Origin of the sequence: Ammoniphilus sp. CFH 90114 (genome assembly GCF_004123195.1) — a bacterium.
Lineage (GTDB): Bacteria > Bacillota > Bacilli > Aneurinibacillales > RAOX-1 > YIM-78166.
Window position 1 is genome coordinate 279,301 of record NZ_SDLI01000004.1, and the last position, 16,911, is coordinate 296,211.

Here is a 16,911-nt window from a genome sequence, read left to right on the forward strand (position 1 = left end):
CAGAACCCTTCCTAAACAGCTGCTCCCCAATCTCGATCTTCCGTTTTTGTGTACTTTGGTTTAAATACATATAAGCGAAGAATTGGATATACGGCAAACGAAACGATTAGAGACGTAAAGAACTCAATCGGAACAATCTGATTAAGGACATAGTGAGCCAATACGAAGCCAACTACAGTTGATAACACACCAGCCCAGTTCACTTGGTCTGCACCGAATTCCTTAATATTCTCGTGTCCAAGCTTTCGTCTAACAATAAAGTAATCTGCCATGATGATTCCTGCAAAACATGTCGTTAATACCCCTAGAACAGTGATCCACGCATTAACCAATTCTAGTATACTACCATAGAGCATAATAAGTCCGATAATATTTGCCAATACAACAAACAAGAAGCGACCAGGGCGCCAATGAAACAAGACATCAAACAAGTTGGATAGAGCTAAGGAACCACTGTAGGTGTTAAGAACTTGCGCCTTAGACTGAGCAAGGACCATCAGGATTGTCCCTATAACTCCCCCGAAGATAATAAAGGCCGCAGCTATACTATCAGGGCTTTGTAGAGCGATCTCTGCTGCCGCAGCCTGATCCATTCCCTTCACGGTCATATAGTAATCGATAAGTTTGCCCATACCCGCATACATCACAATTCCGCCGATACAAAACATGACAACATCCATGAAAAAGTTTCCAACAAATGCAGCGATCCCTATATCCTTTGAGCTTCGGGAATACCTTCCAAAGTCCGCATCGACTAGAGCCAGCGCGCCTGCCGATCCAATCAACACATTGATTCCAAAAATGAGCTTACCTGTATCGGTATCTGCCCCCATCGCCGCTAACACCTCTGGAGGAAATTGCGCCCCAAAACTCATGACATCTCCCCAGGATTGTCCGGATCTGGTGATAACATCAAATACCATATATACCAATACAGCAAGGAAAGCTACAAGGGTAATGGAAGACACACGCGCTACCACTTTAAAACCGTAGGTTGTCAGTAATACCCAGACCACGGTCAAGATCCCATAAATAATAATCCGTGAAGCTAAGGTGTCATCAAGATTAAAATAAAATAAGAATCCTTTATATAAGAGTGCATTTTCAAGAGCTAAGAATCCCAAAATCATAAATCCAAAGATCACCGATGCTACCACAGAACCTTTCGTCCCAAACCCATAATATCGGGCTAATACGGTGCTTGATAATCCAGAGCGATAAGCAATGTGACCGACTCCCCACCCTAAGAGTCCCCCTACAATCGTAACAAATATCCCCGCGATGATCCCCAGCTTAATCCCTGCAACAAAAGTAACCAAGGCCCCAAAGAACAATTGGATCAGCGTTGTAACAATTCCTGCCGTCCCCCATGATAACTGAAGCCAACCCTGTCGCTCGGACTCGGGAACTTGCTCAAGCGCATGATCCTCAATAACCGTATTTAGATCCTTTTCACTCACTTTCATTTCCCCCTCATGATTTCGTCTTACAGAACCTTAGAAAAGAAAAAGAGAATACCCGTTTCCTTTCTAAACCGGATATTCTCTATGTTGCTAGTTCATTTAACGGGCTAGATACCCGCCATCCATAATCAAAGGTGCACCGGTCATAAAAGATGACTCATCAGAAGCTAAAAATAGAATACCATTCGCTATTTCAGAAGGGTCACCGTGTCGACCCACTGGATGGGCATCTCCGGCGAATTTCCAGAATTCATCCATGGTGACCGCATTCTTTGTATGCTCTTCTGTAATCTGATTCGTACGGGTACCTCCGGGACATATAGCATTCACGCGAATCCCATCCGACGCATAACGAGTAGCTAAGGACTTCGTCAGCTGCAAAGCTCCAGCCTTTGTGATGTTATAAAGCACCGTACTCTTACCCATCATTTCTTGACCAATAAAGGAAGAGATGGAGCCTAGATTAATGATAGATCCTTTTTGTTGTCTCTGCATTTGAGGAATAACCGCCTTGCAGCAGAGGAACATGCTCTTTAGATTAATACCGATGCAGCGGTCAAACTCTTCTGCGGAAATCTCCGTAATATCCTCGATATAATGAATCCCCGCATTGTTAACTAATACATCGATTCGGTCATACTTCTGCACTGCCGTTTGGGCTAAGCGAATCGCTGTATCCTCTAAAGAGATGTCCCCGGTGACATAGGTGTGACGATCCGGGAAATCGGTTGCCGCAATGACTGCTTGCAAGCCTTGCTCTTGTATGTCATTCAAGACAAGCATTGCTCCTTCCTCGGCAAACCTGAGTGCAGTGGCTCGTCCAATTCCGCTTCCAGCTCCTGTAATAATAGCTACCTTCCCTTGTAGACGTCCTCCCATTAGCTATTCACCTCTTCTTTTACTGTTGGTACGAATAAGGGTTCCTCTACTTTCATCGGCGGGCAAGCCTCTGAAGGATTCAGACCCATGGTCAATAGGCCAATTTGATCCGCGCAAGCATCAATATTAGGTGGCATAATCGGAGCAGTAGACGCATCACGAACCATGCGCTCAAGATGGAACTCTTTAAACAATCCATGTGCTCCATTTGCAATGGTAGCAGATCGTGCAGCGTTCGATGTAGCAGCTGCAATCATATGCTTAGCTTTTAAGAAATTGTGGAAAGTCTCGACACTTGGTCCGTATGTATCGGAATACCACGCGGCATACATCATGGACCAGTAAGCGGCATGAAGCTCGGCTGCCATTTCTCCTATCCTGCGGCGGCTGTCTGGATGGAAGGCTTGTGGCTGAGAGAAGCCCTTCGGATTCTTAGCTGTAAGCAGTTCACTTGAATATTCTAAAATGCCTAATCCGACTCCAAGATAAACAGCAGCGAAACCAGCGAAGGCCCAATTCGCTCCACGTATGATGAAATCGTTTAGGAATTGATCAGTTTGATGTAAAACCAATTCATTTGGAACAAAGACGCCGTCATATTCCACCGTATTACTACGAGTTGCTCTCATTCCAAGCGTGTTCCATGTATCATAAATGGTAACACCTTCCATTCTTCCCTTATCAATAGGAACGAGGAAGCCAATGCTGGATTGAGGATTCGGATCCCCCTTGGGATGACCGTATAGATAGACATAATCACTAGATTCAACCATAGAGCAGAATGCTTTTTTTCCGTATAATTTGTAACCGCCTTCAACTTTCTCTGCCTTTAAAGATGGAGTATACGAAGTGGCTAGTAGGCTTGATGATGTAGGCTCTGATACAGAGGTACACATGAGCTTTCCTTCTTTAATAGCTAAGTCTACAACGAGTTGTTTAACGTTCTCAGGAATATCAGGATGCTGCAGGATTGCTCCTGTCGCGTTTGCATGCATGTTAAAGGAATTCGCTGTAGCTGCACAGCCTTTAGCTAATTCCGCAATGGCAGCAGAATAACCAAGAAATCCAATACCTATACCTCCGTACTCCTTAGGAATGGCAATCCCAAACAAACCGCTTTCCCTTAAGATTGCATAATTTTCCTCTGGTGCCGTACGGTTGAGGTCATGCTCAGGGGCTCTAGTGCGAAAATCCTTAGCCAGTTCCTTGCAAAGGTCGATTACTCTCTGCTGCTCTTCTGTAAAACGAAAGTCCATGCTTGTTTCCTCCCTTTAGTGAATAATTTATCTCTTTTCTATATTCAGATAATACATATAAATCAGCATGATCAGTTATTAACGATTTAACATTTGTCTGAACTTTTCCTTGGTAAATTCAATGTCTCTTTTGATCTGAGCCTTTAGATCCTCAAAAGAGTCAAATTTCCTTTCATCCCGGACCTTGAACAAAATTTCTGTTTCGAGGGTTTCCCCGTAGATCATCTCAGAGAAGTCCAAGATATGAACCTCAATAACAGGAAAGGCATTCTCATGAAAAGTAGGCTTAACCCCAATATTCATGATCCCCTGATAACATTGATCTTGAAGACGCACCTTTACCCCATAAACACCAAAGGAAAGCCAAGATGCCTTAAAATCTATATTTGCGGTTGGAAATCCTAATAGTCTACCTCTCTGCTCCCCTTTTACCACTTCCCCGCAAATATACGGACTCCCTTGAGTCCTCATCCTCGTTAACATCCCCTTCATTCCTCCCCATTTAATTTTTACTTACTGACTCATCAATCCAGGCAACCAGGTGACAAGAGCTGGGAAAAAGATCACAATAGCAATAAGAGCGATGTCCAATGCGATAAAAGGTAAAGAAGCCGCATAAACCTCTTTCATCTTTGTATCTGCTGGGGCAACCGACTTCATGACAAAGAGTCCTGTGCCGAAAGGTGGAGAAATGGTCCCTAGCTCGATGGTAATGAGCAACAAGGTGGCAAACCATAAAAGGTTGAAATCAAGCAACTGGGCAATAGGAATAAAGATCGGTAGAACAATCATTAAGATGGATAAGGACTCCATAAATGTGCCCAACAAAATAACCAAACCCAGCATGACTAAGAGAATCATCATAGGAGAAATAGGAAGTTCGCCAACTGTTTTTACAAGATGGCGCGTAGCCCCTGAGAAGGACAAAATTTGACTGAAAGCACTTGACCCTGCCACAATGATCAACATCATCGTAGAAATTTTCATCGTACCAATTAAGGCTTTCATGAGATTAGGCAAATTGAGCTTTCCGTAGCCTAGTGCCAAAATGAGGCTTCCAACAGCTCCCATCGCGGCTGCTTCTGTTGGCGTAGCCACCCCAAGGAACATAAGACCAATCACTAGGAAAACGATAAGACTTAAAGGGAAGATATAGATAACGGTAGCCTTGATCTTCTCGACAAGAGGAACAGGTTGTAATTCATAAGAAGGTGCTAGTTCCGGCTGCAACTTCGCTCGGACAATAATGTAGACACAAAATAAACCTGCCATAACAAGACCTGGTAAGATAATAGCCATCATGAAGGCACCAATAGAAATCTGACCCATGGAAGCGAGAAGCACTCCGAGAGCACTAGGGGGAATCATCACCGCAAGTCCCCCTGCCCCTAGAATCGGACCAAGTGACATCGGTCTTTTATATCCTCTCTTCTCCATTTCTGGAACAAGGGTTGACCCAAGCATCGCTGTACTCGCCATCGTAGACCCTGTCAGAGTCGATAGCAAGCTTCCCCCACCCACAGCAAGCAGACTCAGTCTTCCTGGAACCCGGCCAAACCATTTATCAATGGTGTCGATCATTCGTGGAGCAATGCCGGTATGAAACATAATTTCCCCCATCAGGATAAAAAGGGGAATGGGGGCTAAGGCAAACGTGGTAAGAGAATCTTCAATGCTCTTCACCAACAGGTTTAATCCCTTTACTCCCCCCCATAAAAAGATGGCAGCTACAATATTTATCGCCATAAAGGCAAAGGCCACAGGCACTCGAAGCATCATCAAACTGATTAAACTACCAACGATTAGTAAAAGAGTTACCCACCAGTCCATTTACAATCCCCTCCTACATTGATACAGTGTGCGATTGTTCTTTGGTTGCAGAGACACTTCTGTATAACATTCGTGTAAACTCCAAAAACATTAACAGGGAACCTAATGGAATAATGACGATCACGTAGGCTTGAGGAATTTGTAAGACGGATAAACTACGGATATCTCGAGCCAATATATCCATCATAGTGGTAAATCCATACCAGATTAGAATACCACTTACAAATAAGCCAATGAGGGAAATAAACACATTATTAAGTACCTTCATTCTTTCCGAGAGAAACTGATCGATTAGATCCACTGTAACATGACCCTTTTGACGCAAGAGCCAGGCTGCCCCTGTAAAAGGAATGTATAGGAGAATATACTCACTAATTTCATTTACCCAAATCAGTGAATAATTGAAGAAATATCGTGAAATGACTTCCGCTGCAATACTAAACATCGAAAAGACGAGCAAAGCCCCCCCAATCAAGGCAAACGTATTTTCCGCCCAATCTAGTGCCTTTGATAACCCATAAAGCATAGATTACACCTCCTTAATCGATAAGAAGAGTTACCTCATTGCACAATAGGTAACTCTATTAGATATAAACCCTTATTCTTGATATAAAAGCTTCTTCAGATCATCATACTGTTCTGGGGCTGTCTTCTGTAAACTCTCCCACTTCACATCTCTCACAAGCTTTCGGAACTTTTCACTTTCCGCATCTGGAAGTTTAATTCTTGTAACTCCAGCTTGTTGTATAGCATTCCATTCTTTTTCATTTTCTTGATTAAAATGCTCTACCATTTCCTTCTCAAATGCCGCCGTCAATTCAAGCATCTTCTCTTGAATGTCCGGACTCAAGGAATTAAAGGCATCTGAATTCATAAGGATCGTAGCATTCTGATTCAAGAATGGTTCTTCAATAACGTACTTGGTTACTTCGGTCCATCCACTCTGATGAGGCCCTAGTAATGGAAAGCCAAATCCATCTACCATCTTTCTTTCAAGAGAGGTATACACCTCACCCGGAACGATCTCAACGGGCACCATGCCTACGGCTGTCATAATATCGTGATAGGTCGGATTAGAACGGAATTTTAATCCTTTCAATTCATCTAGAGATTTAACTTCCTTATTGCTCCAGAAATAGAAAGGAGATGGTCCAAGCCAGCGGCCTAAATAAACAAGCCCTTGGCCCTCAAATTGCTTAGACATATAGTCAAAATATCCTTTTTCTCTTTCTTCCCAAGGGGTATAAGGTGATAAATGCAAGGAATGGGACTCCGGCATAAGATGTCCATAATACGAACTTACATTAAAGCCTATATCTACCATGCCATTTCGTACCGCATCGAATTGCTCCTTCACGGGTACCGATTCTGGACCTCCAATCCAATCAATCTTGACTGCACCTTGAGTCTCTTCTTCAACCGTCTTCATCCATAGTGGAACAACATCCTTCGTAAATGGATGATCTACTGCCAAAAAACTCACTGCCTTAAGCTCAACAGGCTTCGGACTGGAGGGTGCTGCATCTCCTTGCGCTTGCGTCGAAGTCCCTGTTGTCCCTTGGCCGCCACAGCCGACAACGGCTAAAACGAGTGCTGCCAACATCATGCATAGGAGTGAGTAACGTTTTTCCTTTCTCATCTAAGATCCCCCTTGTCTACTTGAGTTAATATTCATTTTAATTAATTATTTGAGAATTTTCCGTTAACCATTTAACGAAAGTTCCATTTATTTTAAAATAAACGATAAGGCCCCCCACATCAGCATGGGGGGCCTCACCTTGAAACCGCTAACAATTAATATGTTGCTACCTTACTCTTCGTTTTAAATTGAGGCATGATTTTTTTACTAATGATTTCTTGTTGTTTTATCACTTTCCAGTGGTCCATTCCCCCATAATTCGTTAAGAAATCAATTTCGGCCAATCCTTCAATATTTCTTACACAGTAATCAATTTTTTCGCAGATCTGCTCAGGAGTCCCTGCCCAAACCACATCACCTGTTGTAATTTGCTCGTATGACATATCTGCAAGGCTCTGTAAAATCCCCTTCGCATAGAACTGATAGCCCGCGTTCATCATGCGCTCTTTATCTGGTAATCCGGTGAATGCCGGAGAGGCATTGCCTGCAAGGAAGTTATGGAAGTGCTGCTCTGATTCTCTTCGAATATTATCCTCACACTCATCCATATAGACAGCATGCAACCAGATAATATTTGGTTCATTCCCTGCCTTGTCACAAGCACGCAAGTAAATATCAAACTGCTCTCTTAGACTTTCTAATGGTAAGAGAGGAGGAACAAAGATTCCCCAGCCTTTTTCTCCAGCTTGTTGGTACGTATGATTGCTCGTACCTCCCGTCGTAAATTGCATCTTCTGTTGAACAGGCCTCGGCGTGATCTGGACATCTTCTGCCGTATAATATTGTCCATAATAGGTTACTCTCTCTTCTGTTAAGGCCATCTCCAATATTTGCAAAGCCTCTTCAAAACGGGGCTTCGCTTCTTCAATGGGGACAATGCCATTGTTCGGGAACACCCAGGCATGTCCTCTGCCCACACCAACCTCAATGCGACCTTGGGTTAGAATGTCTGCAACCGCAATCTCACCGGCCAAACGGAGAGGATTCTGCTGCGGTAAAATATGTAGAGCTGTGCGGAAACGAATATTCTTAGCCAGTTGTGCAGCAGCAGTATATACGGCAAGGGGGTTGGCAGAAACAGAGAATCTTGAAAAATGGTGATGATCTATGAGAGAGTAGACATCGAACCCTACCTGATCAGCGTGGATGATCTGCTTTAATACCTCGTCATATAACTGTTGATCCGTCTTTCCCGGGTGCAGCTGCATTTCGGAATATAATCCAAACTTCATGAATACCCCTCCGTTTTTTAAAAAAAATTCTTTTTTGATGATTCTGACTATATGGTATCCTGAACCAGTCCGAAATGTAAATGTGTGATCCCGCAACTTCGGTACCGAAATAAGCACAAAAAAACACCCCTTTTACGGAGTGCCTCCAGCTGTCTTTAAGAATTTTTCTACCGCTTCCGCCCTCGACTTTACATTGAGCTTCTCGTAGATTCGCGTTAAATAATATTCGACGGATCGAGTGGTCATATAGATTTCCTTGGCTATTTTATGGTTCGTGTACCCCTTACTCACTAATCCTAGAATATGTTCTTCTTTTTCCGTAAGGGCAGCTTCTTTAATCCATCCACTTTGCTTCCCTTTCCCCCTTAATTGTAATTGCTTAAATACTTCAATAGGAATAATAGTTTCACCGTGCTTCACCCGTTCTACCAAACGTATCATCTGTTCTGCAGATGCATCTTTTGTAAGAACACCACTAATTCCGATACTAAGCAATCGTCCTAAGATGGGCAGGTAATCCATACCGGTAAAAATGATCACGTCGACTTCTGATGATATCGTTTTCATTTTTTTCGCTACTTCCAGCCCTTCTATATCAGGCAGATCTAAATCGAGAAAGATGATGTCGGGATGTTCCTGAAGAAAGCATTCCATGGCTGCTTGTCCTGACTCGGCGATACCAATAACCTCTACGCCTGCCACCTTTTCTAGAATCATGCGCGTTCCGAAGCTTATCGTTGGGTGATCATCCACGATCAGTATCTTCTTTTTTTTCGCCATGTTTCTCCTATTCCCTCACTAGAATGATATAATAGTTTCAATTATTAGAAATCATTGTAACATTTTATAACCAAGTAATACAATTTTAATTTTTGTCCATCTATTGAGAAAGGGAGGGATTTGACATGGATAAGGACAGAAATGAATTTCGGCAAACGTTGGAAAACTTACAGAATGTCATTTTTAAATTTAAAAGGCGAGCGGATGGAGCGATTATTTACACCCTATATGAAGGTAGAATTGCTACTCAGCTTGGTCTGACTACGAATGTAACCTACGGTAAAACTTTACAAGAAATATTTTCTTCTGATCAAGCCCAATATCTTACCCCCCTCTATGAACGAGCCACTAACGGTGAGACCGTGTCCTACGAATTCACTTATCAAAACCGTGTATTCTACAATCTACTATCCCCCATTGTCCATAACGGCAAGGTGATTGAAGTTGTAGGATCTGCTGTAGACATTACCGAACGCAAGCGCATGGAACGTGAATTAGAGTGGGCTAGAGATCAGGCATTGCTTGCCTCTCGTTTAAAATCTGAATTTCTCGCAGCGGTAAGTCACGAGATCCGCACCCCTATGAATGCCATTAGCGGTATGATTAGTTTAATGCTTAAAACAGCGCTCAATGAGGAACAAAAGCGTTTCTCTACCGTCATTGCCGACTCTGCCAACTCCTTAATGTCCATTTTGAATGATATACTCGACTTCTCTAAGCTTGAAGCAGGAAAAATGACCATGGAGATCAATGAATTCGACCTTCAAAAGTCTGTTGAAGATATTATTGAACTCTTAGCACCGAAGGCGTACGAAAAAAAGCTGTCACTCGCCCTTTTTCTAGATCCTACGATTCCTAAGCTGGTCAGTGGTGACCCCGGAAAATTAAGACAGATCTTAATTAACTTAATCAACAACGCCATCAAGTTCACCTTACAGGGCGAAGTTAGCATCTCCGCTCAAGTCCTATCTCTTGATCGCCATGATGTATACGTGCGTTTTGAAGTAAAAGATACCGGAATAGGAATCTCCCCCAAGCTTCATGACTGTATTTTTCAACCGTTTACGCAAGCAGACGGTTCTATTACACGACAATTTGGAGGAACAGGTTTAGGTCTATCTATTGTGAAACAATTAGTGGAACTAATGGACGGAGAGGTTGGAGTGGAATCAGCGGAGCAGGTCGGCTCAATGTTTTGGTTTACTTGTCGTTTTCATAGAGTGCCGGAGATGGCTGCTCACCAGGTTGAGTTAAAGACTGACCCTTCGGGCAAGATCGTCATTGTATCACGAGGAAACGACGAGATGAGAGCGCTTACCTACTTTTTCTCTCCATTTGGGACAACCTGTGAACATTGGGAAGATCCAGATCATGCGCTAATGTTCATCAAGCAACAATTGATGAACGGCAAAAAAATAAAAGCCATCATCGCTGATACAGATCTATGGGACACTATTCCATGGGTGCAGCAACTTAGGAGGAATCCTCTGACAAATGGGATCAAAATGATTGCTATCCTTTCTCCGTTGCATTACATCAAAAGAAAAATAATAGAAAGAGGCCTGTTCGACGCCTTCCTTTCTCGGCCCATTAAACCATCTCAACTTAGCTTTTTAAAAGAGAAATTTTGCACTGACGATGGATTCGGAGTAACTACCCCATCCTTATCACAGCGAGATAAATTCTCCAAGAAGAAATCCATTTTGCTGGTCGAGGATAATGTGATCAATCAAGAAATTATATCCTTATATCTTAAGGAAAAGGATTATATGATCCACACCGCCCTCAATGGAAAAGTTGCTCTTGCGCTCGTTTCCAAACAGAACTATGACCTTATTTTTATGGACTGTCAAATGCCCGAGATGAGTGGCTACGAAACAGCCCGTCAGATCCGAAATCTCGAAATGCTTACGGGTCAACATGTTCCAATCATTGCGATCACCGCCCATCTCCAACCAGGAGAGAGAGAAGCTTGCATGGCTGCAGGGATGAGCGATTTTCTCGGCAAGCCTTTTACATCGGAACAACTTCATGAAACTCTAGAACAATGGCTGCCTGAGTTAGAAAGGGAAGTCCCCTCATCACTGGACACAGAACGCTTTCTGTCAATGGATCCGGAAAGCGCAAGGCAACTCAGTATTTTATTTGCCACGGATACAGAAAAGATATTAAACCGTATAGAAGCCGCACTTCCAACACTTGATCGCCAAACCTTTTATAAAGAAGTACATAAAGTCAAATCAGGTTGTTCTTTTATCGGAGCAAAAAAGTTAAGCTCCTTATTAGAGGAAATGGAACAGCTTGATCCCGTTGATCAAGCGTCAGATATTAACCACCAGCTTGCTCTTATTCGGGAGGAGTTTAACAAAGTTAAATTAGAAATTCCAATCTTCTCCCCTAATAACCATTGATAACCATCATTCTTCTTGGACACATTATTCAGAGATACCTACTGGAGGTGAAGAAATTGAGTGACCAAGAGGTTAGAGACTACATTACCATTGAAGATGAGCAAGGTCAGGAGAAGCAATATGCAGTAGAGGCTTTGTTTGACATGGAAGATCAATCTTATGCATTGTTGACCTCAGAGCAAGAGACGATTCTCATGAGAGTTGAAGGCGACGATGAGGACCGTTACCTTGTTGGTATTACAGATGAAGAGGAAAGCGAAGCAATTCTAAGTGCCTACCAAATCGCCGTCGAAAACGCACCAGCGGAATAGCATAGGGTAGATGTGACCCATTATATAGGCGGAGAATTTCCGCCTATTTTTTGGATTTTAAGTTTTTCGGCTAAAATAACAGGAAAATTTTCCGTTATTTTCATATTTCACCTCGATTTTGAGTAATTGGCCCACATTAGCAGGAAAATCTCCGCTTATTTCGATTTCTTTTATCCATCTACCTAAAATAGGCGGAATTTTTTCGCTTACCCCCCAGCCAATCTCCCTACTCCATCTTCCATTTCGCTGGATCAGCTAGTTCCTGGTTTCCAGTAATTAAATTCTTGACCTCGCAATCTCCTCCAGGTTCAAAAGGTAGAAACCACACATACGGTATTCCTTTTCTAGACGCGTAGCGAATCTGTTTGGCAAACTTCACTGCACTAGGGAAGACCTCTACTTTATGCCCGTTCTCTCTTAGCTTGGCTGCAATCGCAAGGGCCTCTGCATACCGATCGTCCTGCGGTAAAACCACGAGGATATCAGTAGGACTTTTTCTTCCTAGTGGAAGCTCGTTCTCATGGAACAGCTTTCCTAGGACCCGCGATAATCCGATAGACATCCCAACTCCACTTAGATTCTTATCAATGAAAGAGCCTGCTAAATTTTCGTATCGACCACCCGAACACACACTGCCTAGCTCAGGATACTGAATTAACGAAGATTCATAGACTGTTCCTGTATAGTAATCAAGCCCGCGGGCAATAGACAGGTCCGCTATCACAGCGCCTGAGGGAAGATCCTGTAAGTCTTGCAGGACCTGATCTAATTCTTCTAGCCCTTCCTGCATAAGAGGATGCTCAACCCCAAGCTCTTGAACCTTAGATACAAGTCCTTCACGATCCGTTTTAATTTTGGCAATCGCTACACATCGTTGAGCTAGTTCATCTGTTAACCCTTCTTCCTCTTGAAGGATCTTTAATACGCCTTTTTCACCCAGCTTATCCCACTTATCGATCGCGCGAACGATTCGGCTCATTTCCTCAATCCCTAGACCTAGAAAGTATCCCTGGAGGACTTTGCGATTGTTTAATCTAAATTGAATATCAAGGCCTAACTTCTGAAAGATCCCAAACATGACTCTAGGCATCTCTGAGTCGAACCTTAAGGGAAGCGTATCCTCATGGATTACATCGATATCACACTGGTAAAACTCACGATACCTGCCTACCTGTGCTCGCTCTCCTCTCCATACTTTTTGCATCTGATATCGCTTGAAGGGAAACACGAGGTCTCCATAATGCTGTGCTACATAGCGCGCAAAAGGGACTGTTAAATCATAATGCAATCCCAATCGGGCTTCATCTCCCTCTTCGGCATGCAGCCTTTGCATCACATAGATTTCTTTATCAATCTCGCCCTTTGCAGTTAGAACATTTAATTCTTCAACCGATGGAGTTTCAATACAGGCATACCCAAAACTCTCAAATTCCTTGCGTATCGTATCCATCCACATGAGTTCAACAGCTTTCTGTTCGGGTAGCCATTCTGGAAAACCTGAAATTGCCTGGGGGCGATACTTCCCCTTTGCTTGATTTGACATGAGTGATCTTCTCCTTAGAAAAAAATGAAAAAGCCATGCAAGGCTACACCTCACATGGCTCCCAATGGCAAGAGCTTCGCAGGTGCAAACACAATAAGCGTTTACACCTAGAAAAAACATTAACTGTTTTTCCAATGGGTACAAACGCAATGAGAATGATGACGATGATGATGGCAGTTGAGTTTCTTATTACTCATCTTGTTTCCCCCCTTAATTATTTATCTAATCTTACTGTAAAATTGTGGTCGATAGCAAGTCATGATTTTCCCTTGTGACTTATTACACATCCTTTTCTATTCTCTCTTGTTAGAATGACACTACAACAAGGATACATTATCAATTAGGGGGAAGAACACCATGCGTGTTATAACAGAATGGAAACCGGAAGTTCCTCAGTTTTGGGAGTCAACTGGAAAACAAATTGCGCGAAAAAACCTTCTCATATCGGTTTTCGCTTTGATCTTAGCCTTTATCGTTTGGCAGATTTGGTCTGTTGTAGCGGTTCGTCTTAATGATGTAGGATTTAATCTAAGCAAGAGTGAATTGTTTACTCTGGCAGCCCTTCCGGGTTTATCAGGAGCAACCTTGCGTCTAGTCTATACTTTCATGCCGGGTTTACTAGGCGGAAAAAACTGGACGGTGATTAGTACAAGTGTACTTTTAATACCAACTATTGGAATTGGATTTGCCGTACAGAATCCAGAAACTCCGTATTATGTTTTAGTGATCTTAGCAGCCTTGTGTGGTCTTGGCGGAGCAAACCTGTCTTCCTCAACAGCAAATATTAATGCCTTTTTCCCTAAGAAGCATAAGGGTACAGCTAACGGAATTAACGTTGGAATTGGGAACCTCGGTGTTAGTGTAGTGCAGTTTGTTACTCCACTAGCCATTGGGGTGAGTTTTATAGGAGTAATGACCGGTAGCTCCCAAGTGCTTCCAGACGGTTCAGAAATCTACATTCAGAATGCTGCGTTTATCTGGGTCATTCCTATTGTTGCAGCGATTCTATTAGCTGCCTTCGGAATGGACAATCTTCCCAATACAAAACAAAGTTTTAAAGAACAAGTTGTTGTCTTAAAGCATAAGCACACTTGGATTATGACATGGCTCTACGTCATGTGCTTCGGTTCTTTTATAGGCTACGCCGCAGCATTTCCGCTGCTAATTCGTTCCGAGTTCCCTGAAATTAACGCCGTGCAATATGCCTTCCTTGGGCCATTAGTAGGTGCTTCCCTTCGTCCACTTGGAGGGTGGATATCTGATAAAGTAAACAGCGGAGCTAAAGTTACTTTCTGGACTACACTCAGTATGGTTGCCGCAACCGCCGGAGTCATCTATTTCTTGAACATAAACCATTTCAACGGATTCTTAGTGATGTTCCTCATCCTCTTTGCAGGTACGGGTATTGCCAACGGTTCAACCTTCCGCATGGTTCCCTTCATCTTTGAAGGAAAGCAATCAGGCCCAGTACTAGGATTTATTGCGGCAATAGGAGCATACGGAGCATTCTTTATTCCTAAGATCTTCGGATGGTCCATCGATTCTACAGGTTCAGCTAATCTTGCACTCAATCTCTTCATCGGTTATTACGTCATCAGCTTGTTTGTTTGCTGGTTCTGGTATTCTAGAAAAAATGCTTCAATTAAATGTTAAATACAAGTAGGCTTAGAAGAGCTGTTTCTGCTATAGTAGAAACAGCTTTTCACATTAAAGGAGACGTTTGTCTATGCAAGAAAAGAAAAGATGTGGTTGGGTAACAACCGATCCCCTCTATATAAAGTACCATGATGAAGAATGGGGTGTCCCTGTGAGGGACAGTCAGAAGCTCTTTGAGATGCTGTGCTTAGAAGGAGCACAAGCCGGGTTGTCTTGGATAACGGTTTTGAAGAAGAGAGAAAATTATCGAACAGCCTTTGACAACTTTGATCCTCAAAGAATAGCCCAATATGATGAGCAAAAAATTAATATATTATTATCAAACGAAGGGATTATTCGACATCGCGGCAAGATTGAAGCCTTTATCACGAATGCAAAATGTTATCTGGAAATGACCCATAAAGGTGAAGATTTTTCCACCTTTCTCTGGTCTTTTATTGGAGGGAATCCTGTCATCAACGATTGGACAGAGAATCAAAAATCCCCCAGTAAAACCGAGGTTTCCGATGCGATGAGTAAAGCATTGAAAAAGAAAGGGTTCAAATTCGTAGGAAGCACGATCTGTTATGCGTTTATGCAAGCCACAGGTATGGTAGACGATCATGACGGCTCATGTTATAAACGAAGCTAAAATAAGAAACCTTGGCTGTCTTCCAAGGATTCTTATTTTGCGTTTTTTTCCACATATTCTATAAACCCATCCCGTGCGCCTTTTTGTTCTATAATTTTCTTCACATAATACCAGTCGGAAAGCAATCCCTCTTGTTTTTGTGTTTCTATATATTTTCTAAACCTGTCTTCTTGGATCAGCTGTTGATACCAATCCTGTTTGTCCAACAAGGTCCATACCTCTGAAAGAGTGGGGTCCTTTATCCTTAAAAGATATTTCTTGATCACATGCGCCACACCTGCTCCGAGCGCTAACATAGCTAATAGTCCAATCATACTTACTAGGCCTCGTTTTCTAATCTTTTCCTTACTTCAGGAAGTGTAGGAAGTGCCGTCATAGCTCCCTTTGTTGAGGCAGCTAACCCCCCTGATACAGCTGCAAATTTTGTAAACTCTCCTACTTCATCAACGGTTAAGGTTGTTATTGTTTTTCTCGATGCATTGATGTTATATAAGATTCCCGAGACAAAAGCATCCCCTGCACCGGTTGTATCCACGACAGAAACAGAAATGGCAGGAATTCGTCGAGTTTGTCCCTTAAACTGGAAAACACAACCTTCCCCACCCATTGTGATAAAGATAAGCGGGATATCATATTGAGCCAACGAGGACAAACCATTCTCTATACTCTGCTCCCCTGTCAAGAATACCAGTTCTTCTTCTGATATTTTGAGAATATCAGCTTGCCCGATAGTGGAAAGGATCGTTGTTTTTGCCTCTTCTGGTGTCTTCCAAAGACTCAAGCGAAGATTAGGATCGTAGGAGATTAACATTCCATTCTGTTTAGCTAATTGAATGGCATGCACGGTTGCACTTCTAGATGGCTCACTAATCAAGGATATCGAACCAAAATGGAGGATGTGATTGTTTTCAAACCATTCAGATTGCAAATCTTTTATACCAAGATATCGATCTGCACTTGGATCAATATAAAAACTAAAACTTCTCTCACCACCAGGGTCTAACGTAACGAATACGATACCTGTACGGACATGTTCTTCCCACGATACATAACTTACATCAACCCCTTGAGCTTCAAGGGTATCCAACAGAAATTTTCCAAGGACGTCTTGTCCGAGCTTGCCTAAGAAAAAAGCTTTCCCACCTAACTTCGATATCCCAACGGCCACATTAGCAGGCGCCCCTCCAGGACTCTTCTGATAAATTAAATGATGTTCATCAAGTGGAATAAAATCAATTAATGCTTCACCTAAACAAATGACACCACTCAAAGCTCTTCCC

General features: G+C 42.7%; 16 protein-coding genes. 4 read left to right on the plus strand and 12 right to left on the minus strand.

Annotated features, from left to right (window positions below; all coding sequences use genetic code 11):
* Positions 1 to 11: 11 nt before the first annotated feature.
* From EIZ39_RS11545 to EIZ39_RS11585, 9 genes are all read right to left on the minus strand, one after another.
* Positions 12 to 1,460 (minus strand): purine-cytosine permease family protein, encoded by a 1,449-nt coding sequence (locus tag EIZ39_RS11545; RefSeq protein ID WP_129200116.1) that lies wholly within the window; start codon positions 1,458 to 1,460, stop codon positions 12 to 14.
* Positions 1,461 to 1,562: 102 nt separating this feature from the next.
* Positions 1,563 to 2,342, minus strand: a complete 780-nt coding sequence (locus EIZ39_RS11550; protein WP_129200117.1) for an SDR family NAD(P)-dependent oxidoreductase — start codon at positions 2,340 to 2,342, stop codon at positions 1,563 to 1,565.
* Positions 2,342 to 3,598, minus strand: coding sequence for an acyl-CoA dehydrogenase family protein (locus EIZ39_RS11555; protein WP_129200118.1), 1,257 nt, complete (start codon positions 3,596 to 3,598; stop codon positions 2,342 to 2,344). Before EIZ39_RS11555 ends, EIZ39_RS11550 begins: the two co-directional genes overlap by 1 nt.
* A 78-nt stretch (positions 3,599 to 3,676) precedes the next feature.
* Positions 3,677 to 4,081, minus strand: coding sequence for a riboflavin kinase (locus EIZ39_RS11560; RefSeq protein WP_164985042.1), 405 nt, complete (start codon positions 4,079 to 4,081; stop codon positions 3,677 to 3,679).
* Between the two features lie 30 nt (positions 4,082 to 4,111).
* Positions 4,112 to 5,428: a TRAP transporter large permease gene (locus EIZ39_RS11565; RefSeq protein WP_129200120.1), complete on the minus strand. Its 1,317-nt coding sequence runs from the start codon at positions 5,426 to 5,428 to the stop codon at positions 4,112 to 4,114.
* 13 nt (positions 5,429 to 5,441) lie between these two features.
* On the minus strand, positions 5,442 to 5,954 hold the full coding sequence (locus tag EIZ39_RS11570) for a TRAP transporter small permease (protein ID WP_129200121.1): 513 nt from the start codon (positions 5,952 to 5,954) through the stop codon (positions 5,442 to 5,444).
* A gap of 72 nt (positions 5,955 to 6,026) precedes the next feature.
* Positions 6,027 to 7,067, minus strand: a complete 1,041-nt coding sequence (gene dctP, locus EIZ39_RS11575; RefSeq protein ID WP_129200122.1) for a TRAP transporter substrate-binding protein DctP — start codon at positions 7,065 to 7,067, stop codon at positions 6,027 to 6,029.
* Positions 7,068 to 7,222: 155 nt separating this feature from the next.
* Positions 7,223 to 8,299: an LLM class flavin-dependent oxidoreductase gene (locus EIZ39_RS11580; protein WP_129200123.1), complete on the minus strand. Its 1,077-nt coding sequence runs from the start codon at positions 8,297 to 8,299 to the stop codon at positions 7,223 to 7,225.
* A 132-nt stretch (positions 8,300 to 8,431) separates the two neighbouring features.
* Positions 8,432 to 9,079 (minus strand): response regulator, encoded by a 648-nt coding sequence (locus EIZ39_RS11585; protein WP_129200124.1) that lies wholly within the window; start codon positions 9,077 to 9,079, stop codon positions 8,432 to 8,434.
* 125 nt (positions 9,080 to 9,204) lie between these two features.
* Here EIZ39_RS11585 and EIZ39_RS11590 point away from each other — a divergent pair, with 125 nt between their 5' ends.
* On the plus strand, positions 9,205 to 11,490 hold the full coding sequence (locus EIZ39_RS11590; protein ID WP_129200125.1) for a response regulator: 2,286 nt from the start codon (positions 9,205 to 9,207) through the stop codon (positions 11,488 to 11,490).
* Between the two features lie 56 nt (positions 11,491 to 11,546).
* Positions 11,547 to 11,801 carry a DUF1292 domain-containing protein gene (locus tag EIZ39_RS11595; RefSeq protein ID WP_129200126.1) on the plus strand — a complete coding sequence of 85 codons (255 nt, stop codon included), beginning with the start codon at positions 11,547 to 11,549 and terminating at the stop codon, positions 11,799 to 11,801.
* Positions 11,802 to 12,027: 226 nt separating this feature from the next.
* Here EIZ39_RS11595 and hisS read toward each other — a convergent pair whose 3' ends face one another.
* On the minus strand, positions 12,028 to 13,344 hold the full coding sequence (hisS, locus tag EIZ39_RS11600; RefSeq protein WP_129200127.1) for a histidine--tRNA ligase: 1,317 nt from the start codon (positions 13,342 to 13,344) through the stop codon (positions 12,028 to 12,030).
* Between the two features lie 357 nt (positions 13,345 to 13,701).
* Here hisS and EIZ39_RS11610 point away from each other — a divergent pair, with 357 nt between their 5' ends.
* Positions 13,702 to 14,997 carry a NarK family nitrate/nitrite MFS transporter gene (locus EIZ39_RS11610; RefSeq protein WP_129200129.1) on the plus strand — a complete coding sequence of 432 codons (1,296 nt, stop codon included), beginning with the start codon at positions 13,702 to 13,704 and terminating at the stop codon, positions 14,995 to 14,997.
* A 73-nt stretch (positions 14,998 to 15,070) separates the two neighbouring features.
* Positions 15,071 to 15,631, plus strand: a complete 561-nt coding sequence (locus tag EIZ39_RS11615; protein ID WP_129200130.1) for a DNA-3-methyladenine glycosylase I — start codon at positions 15,071 to 15,073, stop codon at positions 15,629 to 15,631.
* A 32-nt stretch (positions 15,632 to 15,663) separates the two neighbouring features.
* Here the strand turns inward: EIZ39_RS11615 and EIZ39_RS11620 are convergent, their stop codons facing one another.
* A complete protein-coding gene (locus tag EIZ39_RS11620; protein WP_129200131.1) occupies positions 15,664 to 15,945 on the minus strand; it encodes a hypothetical protein in 282 nt (93 codons plus the stop codon).
* 5 nt (positions 15,946 to 15,950) lie between these two features.
* Positions 15,951 to 16,901, minus strand: a complete 951-nt coding sequence (locus EIZ39_RS11625) for an aminoimidazole riboside kinase (protein ID WP_129200132.1) — start codon at positions 16,899 to 16,901, stop codon at positions 15,951 to 15,953.
* Positions 16,902 to 16,911 lie beyond the last annotated feature (10 nt).

Coding starts and splice junctions, on each gene's coding strand:
- EIZ39_RS11615 (WP_129200130.1), top strand. CDS start 15,071: ATGCAAGAAAAGAAAAGATGTGGTTGGGTAACAACCGATCCCCTCTAT.
- EIZ39_RS11620 (WP_129200131.1), bottom strand. CDS start 15,945: ATGATTGGACTATTAGCTATGTTAGCGCTCGGAGCAGGTGTGGCGCAT.
- EIZ39_RS11570 (WP_129200121.1), bottom strand. CDS start 5,954: ATGCTTTATGGGTTATCAAAGGCACTAGATTGGGCGGAAAATACGTTT.
- EIZ39_RS11550 (WP_129200117.1), bottom strand. CDS start 2,342: ATGGGAGGACGTCTACAAGGGAAGGTAGCTATTATTACAGGAGCTGGA.
- EIZ39_RS11560 (WP_164985042.1), bottom strand. CDS start 4,081: ATGTTAACGAGGATGAGGACTCAAGGGAGTCCGTATATTTGCGGGGAA.
- EIZ39_RS11580 (WP_129200123.1), bottom strand. CDS start 8,299: ATGAAGTTTGGATTATATTCCGAAATGCAGCTGCACCCGGGAAAGACG.
- dctP (WP_129200122.1), bottom strand. CDS start 7,067: ATGAGAAAGGAAAAACGTTACTCACTCCTATGCATGATGTTGGCAGCA.
- EIZ39_RS11590 (WP_129200125.1), top strand. CDS start 9,205: ATGGATAAGGACAGAAATGAATTTCGGCAAACGTTGGAAAACTTACAG.
- EIZ39_RS11555 (WP_129200118.1), bottom strand. CDS start 3,598: ATGGACTTTCGTTTTACAGAAGAGCAGCAGAGAGTAATCGACCTTTGC.
- EIZ39_RS11610 (WP_129200129.1), top strand. CDS start 13,702: ATGCGTGTTATAACAGAATGGAAACCGGAAGTTCCTCAGTTTTGGGAG.
- EIZ39_RS11585 (WP_129200124.1), bottom strand. CDS start 9,079: ATGGCGAAAAAAAAGAAGATACTGATCGTGGATGATCACCCAACGATA.
- EIZ39_RS11565 (WP_129200120.1), bottom strand. CDS start 5,428: ATGGACTGGTGGGTAACTCTTTTACTAATCGTTGGTAGTTTAATCAGT.
- hisS (WP_129200127.1), bottom strand. CDS start 13,344: ATGTCAAATCAAGCAAAGGGGAAGTATCGCCCCCAGGCAATTTCAGGT.